We start from the raw sequence: 16,188 nt of genomic DNA, 5'->3' as shown, positions 1-16,188 counted from the left end.
CAGCTTATTGCGGCGGATTACGCATTTCAATGTATGCGCTTGACTGGATATCACGAACCCACTGGTCCATCGCCTGTTCCACTTTGCGCTGGTGAATGCTTTCGCGGGCCACTTCGCGCTGCTGCTGAGGCGTCAGTTGTGATTCGCGCCGTTCCAGCACCTGGATCAAATGCACACCAAAACGGGTTGCCACCGGATCAGATATTTCGCCCGGTTTAAGCTGATTCATGACCCGCTCAAATTCCGGTACAAACATCCCCGGAACCACCCAGCCCAGATCACCCCCGTCTTTCGCACTCGCGTCCTGAGACTGCTCCTGCGCCAGCATTTCAAAAGTGGCCTGCCCTGTTTCGATCTGATGCTTATCAGCCAGCAGTTTATTGATTGCATCCTGCTCTGTTTGCTGTTCGGTAATATTCAGCAAGATATGACGTACCCGGGTTTGGGTCACCACCATGTCTGACTGCTCACGCTCCAGCACTTTGATGATATGAAACCCGGCGCCTGAGCGTACCGGTGGTGCAACGGCGCCAGCCCGCAAGCCGGTAACCGCCTGGATAAACAAATCAGGATAACGGGAAGCCGGCCTGGCACCCATCACGCCCCGGGTTGCAGATGCAGCCGGATCATCAGAATTGGCCTGCGCCAACGCAAAAAAATCGGCCCCGGCAGCTTGTGCCTTGGTATAAATATCCTGTGCTTTGGCTTCCAGCGCTTTTTCCTGTGCAGGTGTGGCATTCTCCGGCACCGCAATCAGAATCTGTGCCAGATTGATCTGCTGCTGCCCTGGGTCGGTCTGCCCCGAAAACTGCGCCAAATAAGCTTCCACTTCGGCATTGCTGACGGTAACGGTTGGGTCCAGCGTTCTTTCCCGCAATTGTGAAATCAGCAGTTGTTGCCCAATATCACGCTCCATGGTTGAAAAAGGAATGCCTTGTTCACTCAATACTTTTTGCAGTTCAACCACCGACATGCCGTTGTTACGGGCAATGGTTGCAATGGCTTGCTGTACGGTCTGGGGGTCTACCCGCAAACCATGTTCATGTGCCCGCTGTGCCAGGGCGCTCTGAGAAATCAACTGCTGCAGTGCCATCTGGCGCAACTGCTCCGCCGGTGGCTGCTGCTGCCCGGCATACTGCTGCCGCAAAGACAGCACATGCGCCCTGACCTGCGAATTGGTAATGGGCTCATGCTGGACAATGGCCACAATAAAGTCTGCAAGCTGCGGCTCTGCCGCCGCCGGTGCTGCCCCGGCATTCTGCTGCGCATGCGCACTCAGAGACATTCCCAAAGCACACAGCAGTGCGCTGATCAGTACATAAAATCGTTTACTCATATAAATAAAAACCGTTCGGTCTGCTAACCCGTTCATTTCGAATCGTTTCATAGTGATTGATATTATCCTGCAGCGTCTTCAACGGATTCACCCCGACCCGTGACAACCCCGTAAATTCTAATTGGAATGACAACCTGGTGTTCACTTCCGTACGCCCGGTTGAAATCCGCTCGGCCGCAACACGCGCAATCCAGCAGCAGCTCTGGTATTCAAATCCTAAAATCCCATCAACCAGTTTACTGTCACGCAAACTGTAGTTGATTCGTCCTACGGTATACCAGCGCCCGCCGGAACTGCTGGGCTCCGGCAACCTGGAGCCAAACCATGGCGAACCAATAGGCCATTGCCAGCTGAAATCCACCTGCTCGCTGAAGCCATGCATCATCCGGTAACCGAAATTCATCACCCGGTACTGCCCTGGTTTCCAGCGCGCCATCAGCAAACTGCGCTGCGACCTGTTTTCATCTGTATCGTATTGTACCAGCGCATCAAACCGCCAGTTGTGGACCAGTTCGGTACTGGCGCTGAGCAAGACATCACTGTAACGGCTGGTAATGGGCTCATCATCCAGCGTGACCCGCTGATTTGCAAACCGCAGCCGCTGTGCGAGGTTCAGGCTGAGCGCCTCAACGCCGGTTTGCGGGTTCTGCCAGCGCGTTCCCACACCCACCGTCATCATATTCACGTCTGCAATCCGGTCATAGCCTGAATAGGGGTTATCCAGATACAGCGTTGCCAGATTGTAGTCATAGGACCCGGTATCATAAAGCGGTAGCATGCTTTGATCCCGGTACGGCGTATAGGTATAAAGCGCCCGCGGTTCCAGCGTCTGCACATATTCGGTACCGAATAAATTCGCTTTGCGCTCAAAAATCAGCCCGGTGTCCAGACTGAATGTCGGTAAAGTAATGGAGCGGTTCCGTGTTGTCCGGTCGGAAGTCAGCAGCGGGTTGTCTGCCATGCTTTCCAAAACAATATCCGCATCAAAATCATAATACCGGGTCAGCATCTGCACTTTGGGCACAACAAACCAGCCCGGATGGCGTATCGGATAGCTTGCTGATAGTTGCAGCAGGCTGCGGACACTGTTCTCATTCGATTCGTCAGAAAGCCGGTCTGACTCAAACTTGGTGATATCCCCCATGACGGACAGGTCAAATCCGTACTGATCCGTCAGCCCATAATTCATACGCATCTGGGTACGATCAAACGGCGGGGTGATATAGGAATCCAGATCCTGCAGCACCTGCCAGCGCTGCACACGCACCAGTGTGGAAACACCCCCGTTATTCGATCTCAAGATACCTTCACTGTTGAGCAAACGTGTAGAAAGCGAGCCTGACGGTGCTCGGGGAAAATCGCGCCAGTAATTGTCGTCAGAAGCCCTGTTGAGATCCAGTTGCAGGTCTGTTGTGCCCAACAAACTCATATTGCGCGTCAGTATCTGCCTGTGCTGCCATGAATAGCCCCAGCGGTTGCGCGGCGTTGTCAACAGGCCGGCCAGAAACTGCGGGTCCCGCTCCATCCATTGGGTAAACTGGTCTGGACTGATTGATACCCCATCGCTTCGCAAGCGGTCATTGGGTAAAAACAGCCCGGTGAATGTTCCTGCGTAGTTGGGCTCCAGATACCGGAATTCCGTATTCAGCCCCACCCCACGTTTACTCATGACAAAAGGCGTCAGCGTTGCATCATAGTTGGGCGCAATATTCCAGTAATACGGCTGCTCATAGGTAAACCCGTTATCACTGTCGATGTCAAACGTGGGAACCAGCCAACCGGAGCGACGCTTATCCGACAGCGGAAAACTCATCCAGGGTGTTGCCAGAATGGGCACCCCCATGAACCGCATGACCGCATTGCGGGCCACACCCTCGTCTTTTTCAAAGTCCAGCTCCACCGAGTCGGCAGTCATGACCCAGTCATATTCACCGTCGGCTTTCGCATCACACAGGGTATATGTGGCATCATGCAAAGTCATCTGGTCTTTGCCAGTGAATTCAATCTGGCTTGACTGCCCATGCGCACCCGTTAACCTGACCTGATAGGTCGCTTCGTCAAAATGACCCTGGTACGTTGGCACATGCAGTTCTGCACGCGTTCCCCGGAACACATTCCCGTTATGGTTAATGCGAACATCCTGACATGCCGTTGCAACCTCTGTTTGCCGGTTATATGTCAGTTCCTCCCCTTGCACCACCGTCATGTCACGAATCAACTGGCCTCTTCCGGTCACTGTCACCAGCCCATCGGCATGGCCGTCAATGTGCTCGCCAGAAACATATACCGGCGGCGAATCCGGGTCAGCCCCGGGAGGTGGGGGGGGCACTTTCGCCGCCTCCAGCCCAGGAATGGCCTCTTCCACAGCGGGCTTTGTCACCGCATTGGTCCGCGTTTGATGGCCCTGCGCCGTAACCACCAAGGGCGCAGCATGGTTTTTCGGCTGCTCTTCATGCGCCTCGTCATCCGTCAACTGCTGCCGTTGCTGCCCGCTCTGCTGCTCAGTCACCGCCACCTTGGAAGGCGTCGCCTGGGCCAAATTGCCGGATGCACTCAACGCCGCTGGCGTATAGTCCGGGCTGACTTGGGCAACATAGATCTGCGGAATAACGTCTACCGGCTCCTGAACCGTAACCGCCACTTTAGAAGCATTGGGGCTTAACGGCTGTGCCTGTGCCTGATTTGCAAAAAACACGCCTGTTGCAAATAACATCATCAATGCAGGCGTTGCATAACGGTATTTGCTGCTATAGCGCCAGAATGGCAAACATGCGTGTTTTGGAATCATGCTGTGAAATCAAAGCCTGTCAAAAGGGTTTCCAGGGTTGTAAAAACACCGACAAAAGGTCCATTATAAAAAAGTTGCCCGCATTCGCACGGGCCATCCTGTTATTTCAAACCGTTGTAAGGATCTTGTTTGTAAAATAGCCTATTATTTCATGGACTCTCAATTTATTCCTGTGTCTGATCATAACCCGATTTCCGAGATTTCCTGGGCAGATCCCCAACGTGCTCAGGTTTTTAAGCAGTGGCTTGCTCCTTTGGCTGGCCAATTTGGTATAGAGCCACAAAGTTTACGCCCGGCATCGGTAGATGCCAGCTTCAGGCGCTACTTTCGCCTGTCTTCCAGCTTACCCGAAAACCCGACGCTGATTGTGATGGATGCCCCACCCCAGCAGGAAGACTGCCGCCCCTTTGTGCACGTTGACCAGTTGATGAAAGCTGCGGGGTTGCGTGTTCCCGATATTTTGGACTGGGATGAAGCCAACGGGTTTATGCTGTTGAGCGACCTGGGCAACCAGACGGTACTGGAAACCGTGAATGCCGGCACCCCGAACATGGCATTGGCACACCAGCTCCTGACTCAGGCATGCGATATCCTGGTCCGCTGGCAGCTTGCCAGCCAGCCCGGCACATTACCCGTTTTTGATGAAACACTTCTGCGCCGGGACCTGAACCTGTTTCCCGAATGGTATGTGGCCCAGTACCGTCAGATGCCACTCACCCCAGAGCAGCAAAAAGTACTTGCGCACAGTTTTGACCTGATTATTCAACGCAACCTGGCCAGTGCATCGGTCTACATGCACCGTGATTACATGCCGCGCAACCTGATGGTCGGCGGTACTTTGCCCAATGGGCAGACGGCTGAGCTGGGCGTGCTGGACTTTCAGGATGCCGTTTACGGCCCGATTTCTTATGACATTGCATCGTTGATGCGTGATGCCTTTCATTCCTGGGAAGAGGAGTTTGTGCTTGACATCACCATCCGTTACTGGGAAATGGCACGTAAGGCCGGTTTACCTGTGCCGGCGGACTTTTCTGAATTCTGGGTTGCGGTGGAATGGATGGGCCTGCAGCGGCACCTGAAAATTCTGGGTATTTTTGCCCGCCTGACATTGCGCGACGGCAAACCCAAATATCTGGCCGACACCCCCCGGTTTATCAACTATGTCCGCGCCACATGCGCCCGCTATCGGGAACTGGCCCCCTTATTAAAACTGGTTGACCAGATCGAAAACATTACGCCCCAGTTTGGTTACACGTTTTAAATCAAAGCCCGTTCATTAAAACCATGATCAGTCCCCCTGCCCCATCTGCACCCCGTCTATATGCCGACATGCCGCTGGAATCAGGCCTTTGTGCCCCGCTGCCGGCCATGGCGGCCCGCCACGTGCAGGTTCTGCGCATGCAGCCCGGACAGACGGTCTCGCTGTTCAATGGCCGTGGCGGACAATGGCGCGCCAGCATCACCCAGATGGGCCGCCAGCAGGTTGAAGTATTGCTCCAGGAGCATACACCCATCGAACGGGAGGCCCAGGTACAGGTCACCCTGCTGGTTGGCATTCCCGCCAATGAACGCATGGACTTTCTGGTAGAAAAAGCCACCGAACTGGGCGTTGCAGCCATTTATCCACTGCTGTTCGAGCGCTCGGTCATTAAACTCAATGCCGAACGCAGCAGCAAAAAAGTCGCCCACTGGCAGGCCGTTGCTGTTGCCGCCTGCGAGCAATGCGGCCGCAACCGGATTCCCCTGATTCACCCCGTTACCACCTTGCCGCAATTATTACAAACACAGATTTCCGATCTGCCTTCGGACAGGCGCATGCTGAGTTTGCTCAATGCTGCCGCGTGGACGGCTTCGCCTGCAAATACCGCGGTATGTATTCTCAGCGGGCCTGAAGGTGGCCTGACCCCTCAGGAAGAACAGCAACTGGTTTCTCTGGCACAGTTTCAGCCGTACAGCCTGGGGCCGCGCACATTGCGCGCGGATACCGCCCCGCTGGCTGCGCTAAGCACACTTGTGATCTGAACTGCCGGATACATTGTCTGTTTGACAGGCATTGTGTTTTTGCCGCCCTGATTTAACAGGGCATAAAAAAATATCGCATACAATGTTTTGTATCCCTCATGAATCTTTTCTCTAAACAAAATTAACCGTATGAAAAAAATCTTTGTTATTTTGAGCCTGGTCTTTATATGCGGATCTGCCTGGGCACAGCCTGCTGCCTACGAATCTCCGGAGCAGATGCCCATACTTGAGATCAGCAAGATTCAAATCAATGGTGTGCTGCCTGTGTCGGGCGCAAACAAGCAGGCCCTTATTGATGCATTTGGAATGCCTGATACGGTTCAACCCATTGAAGCTGATGCCGACTGCGGACTTCCGACAGATGACAACATGGACCCGGCTCAGGCCCAATACTATGTTTATGGCAAAACACAATTCATTGTTGATGCAGATGGCAACGTTACACTTTATAAACTGGACCTGAGTTCCGGCCGGTTTTTCCTGGAAACGTCGGACCAGCAGGTTTTCAACCAGCAGACCGACTGGAGCCAGATGCAGGCACTTTACCCGTCCATCGGCGTTTTCCAGACGCGCGATCATGGTCCTCTCGGCTGGGCAGCCGGGTTCAGGGTTTCACCCTGTATCGGCTGCGACGGCTCCGTCTTTTTATTCGGCTTTGACCAGGAACAAAAACTGGTGCAGTTTCTGTACTGGGGTACCTGTTAAAAAAAGGCGTCCATGTGACGCCTTTTTAACCGGAATGCTCAGACTACACGCAATGTGCCCATCATGCCCAGATCTTCATGCTCCAGAATGTGGCAATGGTACATGCGCTCCCCCGGCAGGTGTTGCATGGTTTTGAGCTGCACGGTTTCTCCGGCTCGTACGTTCACCGTATCACGCCACGCCAGAAAAGGTTCCGCAGTTTCTTCCTGCCCCTTCATTTGGCGCGCGATCACCTGAAACTGTGTGCCATGCACATGGAACGGGTGGTCCATGTCGCTGCTGTTCGTGACTTTCCACAGCTCCACCGTATCCCGCTGCATTTCAAAGTCGATACGCTGCGGGTCATACAAACGGCCATTGATCAGAAAATCCATACCCTGCACACGCCCATCAGGTGTCAGCCCGGCATGCATGCGCCTCATGTCCATCTTTTCCGTGAACTCAAACGTGCGCGTGACCTGCGCTGGCCCCAACACGCTTATGCTGCGTAATGCCGTGGGCAATGCATACGTTTTGTCATAAGGCGTCACATGAACCTGCGCCAGGACGATACGCTGCTCTGCTGGTGCATGCATACTGCCCATTGACATCTTGCCCCGCTCATAAGGTTCTGCAGCCAATACAACGTCTGCCGTCTTTGTAAATGCTGCCGGCGTGACAACCAGCTCTGCCCGCTCGCCCGGTGCCAGCAACAACTCAGACACCGTTTGCGGCGTTTGCAACAAACCGCCATCTGTACCCACCAGTGTTAACGGCACATTCCCCAGGGACAAACGCAAATACCGCGCACTGCACATGTTCCACAGCCGCCAGCGTTGCGGCTCAGCCAATTCAATCACGGGCTGGCGCTGCCCGTTGACCAGAGCAAACTGCCCTTCACGGCCATTCATCCAGTCCATCATGTCATTGGGAACAATTTGTCCGTCGCCACCCAATTTCAGATCAGAAATAATCAGATGCTGTTCCGGCAAGGCGGCCAGAGGGTCATTGCCGGAACGTACAATCACCGCGCCAGCCAGCCCGCGATACACCTGTTCAGCGGTCATGTGGTGCGGATGAGGATGAAACCAGTAGGTGCCGGCACAGTCTGTTGGCAGCGTGTACTGATAAATTTTTTGTTCTCCCGGCGCAATCAGGTCCATCGGTGCCCCATCCTGATCGGCAGGCACCGGCAAACCATGCCAGTGAATTGTTGTCGGCTGAGGCAACTGGTTGATAAATTCAATCTCAACCCGGTCCCCCTCGTTCAGTTCAATCAACGGCCCTGGCACATGGTCTTCATAACACCAGAACTGCGTCTGCTGCCCCTGCACCAGCTCCATCGCCTGCGGTTTGGCGACCATGCGCGCCCGATAAACGCCCGCTTGCCGGCTCATGTTGGGCAAGCGCCAAAGCGGGCGCAAGGACTGGTGTGCGGTAATGGCATCTACAGGAGCCAGTGCTGACGCATGCATCGGCATCTGGTGGTTCAGGTTATTCATCATTGTGTGCCCTCCGTTATGTGCCATTCCCGGCCTCATTTGCGCATATACCCATCCGGGCAGCAGCGCACCAGCACCCAGCGTTAGTTGTTTTTGCAAAAATTGACGGCGTTGTATTTTCTTTAACATGATATTCATTTTTCCCATGGATTGAGTAACCGGTTTATCTGTTTTAAAACCAGTTTGTCAGTAAATATGCTGATGGTGATTCAATGTCGTGGCAATGCAGATCGCTTGTGCATGTGCCTGTGACAACTCACCCCATGGGAGGAGGGACCGGCGGAGCGTAATGCTGGCTTTGAAAGCGCTTGTCACGAAGGACGGATACGGTTTCTGGCATTCCGGGCCAGAAATCAAATGCATATGACAGATTAGCCAGGCACATGACACAGACGGCTACGCAGCATGGATGATCGGCTGAAATATGCCCCTGATCGGGTAATTCCGGCTGGCAGCCATGCTCCGTTACGCAGGGCATAGGTTGCATATTTTCAGCTACCATCACGGTCTCGGCAGCCGCTTTCATATCAGAAGGCACAATAAGGCCTTGCCCTGCATATATATTCTGGGCAAGCATCAGAAACGACATCAGGCACAACAACAGATGCCGTACATTTCTTAACCTGAGAAGATATTTACCCATGATGGCCATTTTAACCCTGTCACCATTGTCCCACGGAATGGTTTCAAAAAAGCTGCCGCAACACATGATAACCCTGATTGCATTGGAAGATTCACCTCCCGCAGCCTTTGCATCGATCTTTTACGGTGTATATTGATCAACAAAAAAACAGCTGATAGCCATTACATATCAGCCAGAAACCACCCTTAAATTTGATAGGAGAAATGAACATGGCCAGTTACTATGAGATCAGCAAGAATACCAATGGTCAATTCCGCTTTGCATTAAAAGCCCCCAATGGTCAGATCGTTCTCGTCAGCGAACAGTATAAATCCAAAGACTCAGCCAAAAACGGTGTGGCCTCGGTTCAGGCTAATTGCACTCTGGATAAACGCTATGAAAAAAAGGTGGCTAAAAATGGCAACTTTTACTTCAATCTGAAAGCCGCCAACCATCAGGTTATTGGCACCAGTGAAATGTATACGACGGAAACCGCCCGGGATAACGGCATCGCCGCTGTCAAGGCAAACGGCATTGCCACCACCGTCAAAGACATTACCCAGTAAGTTTTCCAAACAACATTGCCGGGCAGAAGTTTCTGGCCGGCAATGTTTTCTGCAGCATCACCAATCAGCAGGACTGCCTGGCTTTTTCAATCATCTTGGTGGAGCTGCGCCCCGGTACCAGTTCAAAAGTCCGTACCTCTCCACCGTGTGCCAGAACATGTTTGGCACCAACAATCTGATCCACCGTGTAATCAGCCCCTTTGATCAGCACGTTGGGCGTGAGCGCTTCAATCAATGATTCTGGCGTATCTTCTCCAAACACAACCACCGCATCCACCGACTGCAGCGCTGCCAGCACATAAGCCCGGTCGCCTTCTGAATTAACCGGCCGGCTCGGACCTTTCAGGCGCCGCACAGAATCATCGCTGTTCAGCCCGACAATCAGCCTGTCACATTGTGCTCTGGCAAACGTCAGCAATGAAACATGCCCCACATGCAGCAAGTCAAAACAGCCATTGGTAAAGCCAACTTTCAGTCCCTGCTGTTGCCATTGCCTGCATAACTGCAACAATTCCGGCAGCGGGCCAATCTTGTTGCGTATGCTGTTTTGCGGATCGTGTTTTCTTTCCTGGCGTTTGATCGCTTCCAGCAACTCAAACATGGATACCGTTGCGGTTCCGGCTTTTTCCACCACAATGCCTGCGGCCATATTGGCCATTTTGGCGGCCTCCTCCAGCGGCAGGCCGGAGCCCAGGCATACAGCCAGTGTGGCCACCACGGTATCGCCTGCGCCCACAACATCAAAAACCTCATGTGCCGTTGCCCGGATATGCACAGCAGGCAAGCCGGCACGCACCAGCGACATACCCTGCTCTGCCCGGGTTACAAGCAGCGCACTGGCCTGGCTGATTTGCAGCGCTTTCAGCCCGGCGGCCTGAGCCTGTTCGTCATTGCTCGGGTCAATGCCCGTGGCCTCCAGCGTTTCTTTGGTATTGGGTGTGATCACTGTTGCGCCGGCATAGCGCGACAGATCGGATGATTTGGGATCCACGACCACCGGGATGCCCTTTTCCCGTGCCAGTGCAATTGCTTTTCCCAGTACTTTTTTGGTCAAAACGCCTTTGGCGTAATCAGAAAGTACCACCACATCATAAAGAGCGACTTCTTTTTCCAGCACCTCCAGCAGTTGCTGCTCCAAAGCGTCTGGCAGCAAGGCCGCGTCTTCCCGGTCGGCACGCAAAAGCTGCTGCCCTTGCGAAACATAGCGGATTTTTTCTGTTGTCGGGCGCTGTTCTGTCACCACAAACCGGGTCTGCACACCGTCATCACGGGCCAGTGTCATTTCCAGATCACGCCCGGTCGTATCCTTGCCAATAACACCCGTTACAGTCGCCTGCGCCCCCAGCGCAGCAATGTTGCGTGCCACGTTGGCAACGCCGCCGGCGATATTTTCCGTGCGGGTCACCCGTGCAACCGGGACCGGGCCTTCTGGAGAAATGCGGGAAACATTGCTGTGCAAATAACGATCCAGCATCACATCACCAATACACAATACCCGTACCTGTTTGATTTGTTCTATTTCCAGCATATATAAAGGCCGCTCTCTCAGCGCCAATGAAGTGTGAATCCCATGTATCATACTTGAAGATACACACGCTTTGTCTGCATGGTCATTTGACCGATTAAAATAATGCTGCAGTCGAGGTTGACATACCTGACTGGCTACCGTGTGTTGTACCCACTTTTATTTAAAGACGGGGAACTCCCGTCACTGACTTGATTTAATTTATATGACCTCACAGCAAACCGCTGAGCATACATCAGACCAGCGCCCCAAAACCGTCGTGCTGCACCAGCAAACCGGAATTGGCGACCTCATCTGGCACATTCCCTATATCCGTGCCGTTGCCAAAACCAGCCGGAATGATCAGGTTGCTCTGGTTGCCGCACCGACAACCCTGGCCAGGCAGATTATGGCGCCCGAAACCTGCGTGAGTGAGTATATTGATTACTACCATCTGCCACGCACACTGGACAAGAACAATTCGCGCAAAAACCGTCTGGGTCGCATGAAAAACATTGTGAATACCCTCAAAGGACATGAGTTTGACCGCATCGTGCTGTTTTCCGGCCGGGCCAGCCGGGGGCTGATTGCTTGTTGGGCCGGAATTCCACAGCGCCTGGGTTATGGCTACCGCTGGACCCAGCGCATTTTTCTGAATCAGCCTCCTTATATAGAGCGTTTTGCCGGTAAATCCAACCCTGTATACCACGACGCTACAGCGTTCTGTATTGCCCACGGTTTTTGTGATGCCCCCATCATCCCGAAAATGACCATTCCGCAGGAGCTGGAAGCAAAAATGGCCCGCCGTCTGGCACACTTGCCCAGGCCGCTTTACACGCTGGCAATTGGCTCATCGGAAGACTTTAAACAATGGGGGGTGGAAAACTACACCCGTTTGGCCCAAGCGCTCGTGGCCCGTGGCTTTGGTGTGCTGCTGTTGGGCGGTAAAATGGACCACGAAATGGCTACCGCCATTCAGCAACTGATTCCTGCGGCGCACCAGCACCAGGTCGAAATCGTTACCGATACGCCGATTCTGGAAAGCTCTGCTGCGGTAAAATGCACCGATGCCTGTATTGGCAACGATACCGGGCTGTGTCAGATTGCCGCTGCCTGCGACTGCCTGTGCTATATTATCATGGGGCCTCGCCCGACCCTGGACCATGACCCGATACAGCACTACGTGGTATCAGACCGTCTTTTGAACATCACGGTTGAACAGGTCATGGGACAGCTGGCACAAACGCCTGCGCCCGGTTTTTAAATATTTTTATCAAACGGATACTTCCATGATTATCGTTACTGGTGCTGCCGGATTCATCGGATCAAACATTGTCGCAGAACTGCAGGATGCTGGAAGAGGTCCTATCGCTGTTATCGACTGGTTTGGCGAAGAAAACAAGTGGCGCAATCTGGTTAAAAGAAATATTGCGGCCTTTGTTGCGCCGGAGCAGACCCTTTCATTTCTGGATAACAACGCAACCAAGATCGAATCCATCATTCACATGGGCGCCATTACGGCAACCACGGAAAAAAATGTTGACCTGCTGGTCGAGCGCAACATCAACTACTCTGTGATGTTGTGGGACTGGTGTACCCAGCATAAAGTCCCGTTCGTTTATGCTTCTTCTGCTGCAACTTATGGTGCACTGGAAAGCCTGCTGAAGGACGACGATTCTATTGAAGCGTTGAGCAAACTGCGGCCATTGAATCCTTATGGCTGGAGCAAAAATGCGACCGATCTTATTTTTGCCCAGCGCATTGCGGATGGAAAAACCCCTCCGCAATGGGTCGGGCTGAAATTTTTTAACGTCTATGGCCCGAACGAATACCATAAAGGCGATATGCGCAGCGTGATCACCAAGTTTTATGATGACATCCAGACCTGGGGTGCAGTCAAACTTTTCAAATCGGATCGCCCGGATATTGATGACGGCCAGCAAAAACGCGATTTTGTTTATGTCAAAGACTGTTCCCAGGCTGTACTCTGGTTTGTGGACCATCCTGCTGTCAGTGGCATTTTTAACATGGGAACCGGCAATGCCCGCTCATTCATCGATCTGGTCAAAGCCATGGAAAAGACCATTGGCAAACCGGTCGAAATCTCTTTTAAGGATATGCCCGAAGAACTGAAAAGCCGCTACCAGTACTATACAGAAGCCGATATGGGCAAAGCCCGTTCCGCCGGGTTAAACGTCAGTTTCCGTTCATTGGAAGCCGGCATTACCGATTACATTGAAAACTATTTATCCAATCCGGACAGCTATCGCTAGCCACCCAAAATAGCCTTACCATATCCATGCAAACCACTTTGCGTTTGAGTGCGAGGTGGCTGTTTTTTATTGCCGTATTCTTCAAATTTCTACCGTTTAATCTACCTCTGCATAACGGCACACGGCCTGTTTAGGCTTTATTGTTTTAAAGCTTGATCTAACTCCTGAAATCTCCATTTTTGTGCACTGATACGCGCATTTGCGATTGATAAAAATCAAGCATTTGCCAATATAAAAGTCATATATTGACAAAAAATCCCGGTTCTTTAGAAATATTTCAATGCTTTTACCAAGGTGGCACCTTATTTGGGTTTTAAAAAGGTTCTGCCAGAAAGAGTAAGTAATATGGCTGAGCAATCCACTTCCTCCACCCGGAAAATCTCAGGAAAGAACCGAAAAGGATCGATTCTCTCTGGTCGCTACCGGACCATTATCATTGCCATTGCCTGTTTTCTGCTGTTTGATTTAGGGGTTCTGATCCTTAACTTCTACACATCTTTTCAAATCAAGGAAGATGCTTTGGGAATCAACCTGGCAGGACGGCAACGAATGCTCAGCCAGCGCACGATCAAAGCATTGCTGATCGTCAGCGGAGAACCGCAAACCTCTTCTCAACGCGACTTGGCAGAGCTTAAAGAAGCCACCGCCATGTTCGACACGACCCTACAGGCGTTTCAGTCTGGCGGAATCGTCACAGGAGGTGATGGCCAAGCCACGTATTTGAAAGCCGTTCAAGACCCGCAGACTTTAAGTGTTTTGCAAAAAGCCTCGGAAATCTGGGCGCCTTACTATCGCCTGTTGCAACCCGTACTTGAAAACACGGCCACACCAGAGCAAGAACAACAGGTCATGACATATGCCCTGGAACATAACACCCAGTTGCTGCACCTGATGAACGAGCTGACAACCGCACTGGAGTTGCAGGCGGAAAACCGGGCATCTTTCTTACGCATGGTGCAAACTGTCGGGATTATCCTCGCCCTGCTTAACTTTGCTTTTATTTTATATAAATTCATTCACCAGTTACGCAGGTCTGACGATGCCATCGAAATCGTAAACGCAGAAAACCGCGAGATTCTCAATACAGTGCAGGAAGGGCTTTTTCTCGTAACGCCTTCTTGTCGGATCGGGTCGCAAATTTCGACCTCTGCCAGTGCCTTGTTCGGACAAAAAATCAATCCCGGTGACGATTTTTTTGAGATATTGGCCCCCCGTGTTTCTGCCAAAATTCTGCACGATGCACAGGAATATCTCAAATTATTGCTCTCTCCTCACATCAAAGATCATCTGGTGCGAAGCATCAACCCACTGTCTGAAGTCGAAGTGCAGGTCACCAATAGACTTCAGATTCAGAAAAGCCATTACCTCGCATTCAGCTTCAGCCGTGTGATGGATAAAAAAAGCGAAGAAGTGCAACACCTGCTTGTGACCATCCAGGACATCACCCACCAAATGGAGCTTGAAGCCAAGTTGCGTGATGAACGGTACCGCTCACAAAAAGAATTCTCCATGTTGCTTAAAGCCATGGAAGCGGACCCTGTTGAGCTGCGTTCATTCATAGAGCAAACGGAAAAAAGCCTGCTATATGTGAATGACCTGTTACGCGAAACATCGGATTCAAAAACGCAAACCAAACTTGCTGCAACCCTGGATGAAATCGCCCGAATCATTCACGCGATTAAAGGAAATGCCTCTGCCCTGAATCTGGACAGCGTTTGTGAACTCGCCCATACATTTGAATCCGAGCTGAAAGAAATTAAAGACATTGTTCACGAGAACAAACCGATCGGAGAATCTTTACTTGCACTGCCGATCCCGCTTGGCAACCTGTTGAGTATCATTTCCACATTAAAAACACTTTTCTTAGATGCTGCCGCTACCAGCACTAACGCCGACAGTGAGCAAGAGCCCTCGCCCCGTATACACTCCCCGCTGGCAATCAATCCTCTTGACAACAAAATGCTCACCCGTCTTGTGAACAACGCATCTGAAGATCACAACAAAAATGCACAACTTAACATTGCATGCGACGACGGCTGGGATAACATACCGATGGATACCGCCCGGCTGGTGCGTGAAATTGTGATTCAACTGGTCCGCAATGCCATTGTCCATGGCCTGGAAACACCGGAAGAGCGCGTCGCAGGACAAAAGCCCGAAGCGGGCAACATTGACATTCGTCTCAAGCGCGTTAATTCAAATGGATGGTCTTTAAGTGTGCGTGACGATGGTACCGGTTTACAAATTGACCGCATCCGCCAAAAGCTGTTAAAGCTTGGCTGGTTCAACCAGAAAGAACTGGATGGCATGTCCAATAAGGAAATTGCCTTGCAAATATTTAGACCGGATTTTTCCACCGCCCAAAATATCACCATGCATGCTGGCCGTGGTTCCGGGCTTGATCTGGTCGTTAACAATATCAATCAACTGAACAAACCACATTTGAATGTATCTTCTCGTCCCGGTTTATATACCGAATTTGCCCTCACATTTTCCGTTTGAGAAGCTTTATGCGTTTAATGATCGTTGATGACTCCAATACCATCCGAAGCCGGATTTTACGCATTGTGCGTAAATACAAGGATTCCAACATTGAGATCGTCGGGCTTGCTCCTGACGGGCAGCAGGCTTTGCAGATTGCCCGCAAAGCACTTCCCGATGTTGTGACCATGGATCTCACCATGCCGCAAATGGATGGCATTGAAGCCATTTCCAGACTGATCCAGCTTAATCCTGACATTAAAATTCTGGTGGTCAGCGCACTTGACGATAAAGCCACCGCGATTGTTGCACTGCGACTGGGTGCCTGCGGCTTTTTACCCAAACCTTTCACAGATGAAGAATTGATGCTTGCACTTCTGGATGTTTCCGAAGTAACCTGAAGGATGGAT

12 protein-coding genes are annotated in these 16,188 nt (G+C 52.0%); 8 read left to right on the top strand and 4 right to left on the bottom strand.

The window, feature by feature from the left end:
• Window positions 1-4: 4 nt before the first annotated feature.
• Both AACY98_RS04440 and AACY98_RS04435 read right to left on the bottom strand, forming a co-directional pair.
• On the bottom strand, window positions 5-1,336 hold the full coding sequence (locus AACY98_RS04440; RefSeq protein WP_339802087.1) for a peptidylprolyl isomerase: 1,332 nt from the start codon (window positions 1,334-1,336) through the stop codon (window positions 5-7).
• Window positions 1,329-4,124, bottom strand: coding sequence for an LPS-assembly protein LptD (locus tag AACY98_RS04435; protein ID WP_339802084.1), 2,796 nt, complete (start codon window positions 4,122-4,124; stop codon window positions 1,329-1,331). Before AACY98_RS04435 ends, AACY98_RS04440 begins: the two co-directional genes overlap by 8 nt.
• A gap of 151 nt (window positions 4,125-4,275) precedes the next feature.
• Here AACY98_RS04435 and AACY98_RS04430 point away from each other — a divergent pair, with 151 nt between their 5' ends.
• The 3 genes from AACY98_RS04430 (at window position 4,276) to AACY98_RS04420 (ending at window position 6,851) form a co-directional block, all read left to right on the top strand.
• The gene (locus AACY98_RS04430; RefSeq protein WP_339802082.1) at window positions 4,276-5,385 is read left to right on the top strand and encodes an aminoglycoside phosphotransferase family protein; all 1,110 of its coding nucleotides are present in this window, start codon (window positions 4,276-4,278) and stop codon (window positions 5,383-5,385) included.
• A 23-nt stretch (window positions 5,386-5,408) separates the two neighbouring features.
• Complete coding sequence (locus AACY98_RS04425; RefSeq protein WP_339802079.1) at window positions 5,409-6,146, top strand: 16S rRNA (uracil(1498)-N(3))-methyltransferase; 738 nt, start codon at window positions 5,409-5,411, stop codon at window positions 6,144-6,146.
• Window positions 6,147-6,275: 129 nt separating this feature from the next.
• Complete coding sequence (locus tag AACY98_RS04420) at window positions 6,276-6,851, top strand: hypothetical protein (RefSeq protein WP_339802077.1); 576 nt, start codon at window positions 6,276-6,278, stop codon at window positions 6,849-6,851.
• A 38-nt stretch (window positions 6,852-6,889) separates the two neighbouring features.
• Here the strand turns inward: AACY98_RS04420 and AACY98_RS04415 are convergent, their stop codons facing one another.
• The gene (locus tag AACY98_RS04415) at window positions 6,890-8,461 is read right to left on the bottom strand and encodes a multicopper oxidase family protein (protein WP_339802074.1); all 1,572 of its coding nucleotides are present in this window, start codon (window positions 8,459-8,461) and stop codon (window positions 6,890-6,892) included.
• Window positions 8,462-9,184: 723 nt separating this feature from the next.
• Here AACY98_RS04415 and AACY98_RS04410 point away from each other — a divergent pair.
• The gene (locus tag AACY98_RS04410) at window positions 9,185-9,520 is read left to right on the top strand and encodes a YegP family protein (RefSeq protein WP_126981030.1); all 336 of its coding nucleotides are present in this window, start codon (window positions 9,185-9,187) and stop codon (window positions 9,518-9,520) included.
• Window positions 9,521-9,584: 64 nt separating this feature from the next.
• On the opposite strand, the gene hldE is transcribed toward AACY98_RS04410, so the two are convergent.
• A complete protein-coding gene (gene hldE, locus AACY98_RS04405; RefSeq protein ID WP_339802072.1) occupies window positions 9,585-11,048 on the bottom strand; it encodes a bifunctional D-glycero-beta-D-manno-heptose-7-phosphate kinase/D-glycero-beta-D-manno-heptose 1-phosphate adenylyltransferase HldE in 1,464 nt (487 codons plus the stop codon).
• A gap of 202 nt (window positions 11,049-11,250) precedes the next feature.
• On the opposite strand from hldE, the gene AACY98_RS04400 reads away from it, so the two are divergent.
• The 4 genes from AACY98_RS04400 to AACY98_RS04385 all read left to right on the top strand — a co-directional run bounded on the left by AACY98_RS04400 (window position 11,251) and on the right by AACY98_RS04385 (window position 16,179).
• On the top strand, window positions 11,251-12,288 hold the full coding sequence (locus AACY98_RS04400) for a glycosyltransferase family 9 protein (RefSeq protein ID WP_339802069.1): 1,038 nt from the start codon (window positions 11,251-11,253) through the stop codon (window positions 12,286-12,288).
• A 25-nt stretch (window positions 12,289-12,313) separates the two neighbouring features.
• Window positions 12,314-13,297, top strand: coding sequence for an ADP-glyceromanno-heptose 6-epimerase (gene rfaD, locus AACY98_RS04395; protein ID WP_339802066.1), 984 nt, complete (start codon window positions 12,314-12,316; stop codon window positions 13,295-13,297).
• A 345-nt stretch (window positions 13,298-13,642) separates the two neighbouring features.
• Window positions 13,643-15,799: a type IV pili methyl-accepting chemotaxis transducer N-terminal domain-containing protein gene (locus AACY98_RS04390; protein WP_339802064.1), complete on the top strand. Its 2,157-nt coding sequence runs from the start codon at window positions 13,643-13,645 to the stop codon at window positions 15,797-15,799.
• A gap of 8 nt (window positions 15,800-15,807) precedes the next feature.
• Complete coding sequence (locus tag AACY98_RS04385) at window positions 15,808-16,179, top strand: response regulator transcription factor (RefSeq protein WP_339802061.1); 372 nt, start codon at window positions 15,808-15,810, stop codon at window positions 16,177-16,179.
• Window positions 16,180-16,188 lie beyond the last annotated feature (9 nt).

This window comes from Saezia sanguinis, from assembly GCF_963921665.1.
GTDB lineage: Bacteria > Pseudomonadota > Gammaproteobacteria > Burkholderiales > Burkholderiaceae_C > Saezia > Saezia sanguinis.
This window is presented reverse-complemented; position numbering and strand designations above follow the sequence as displayed.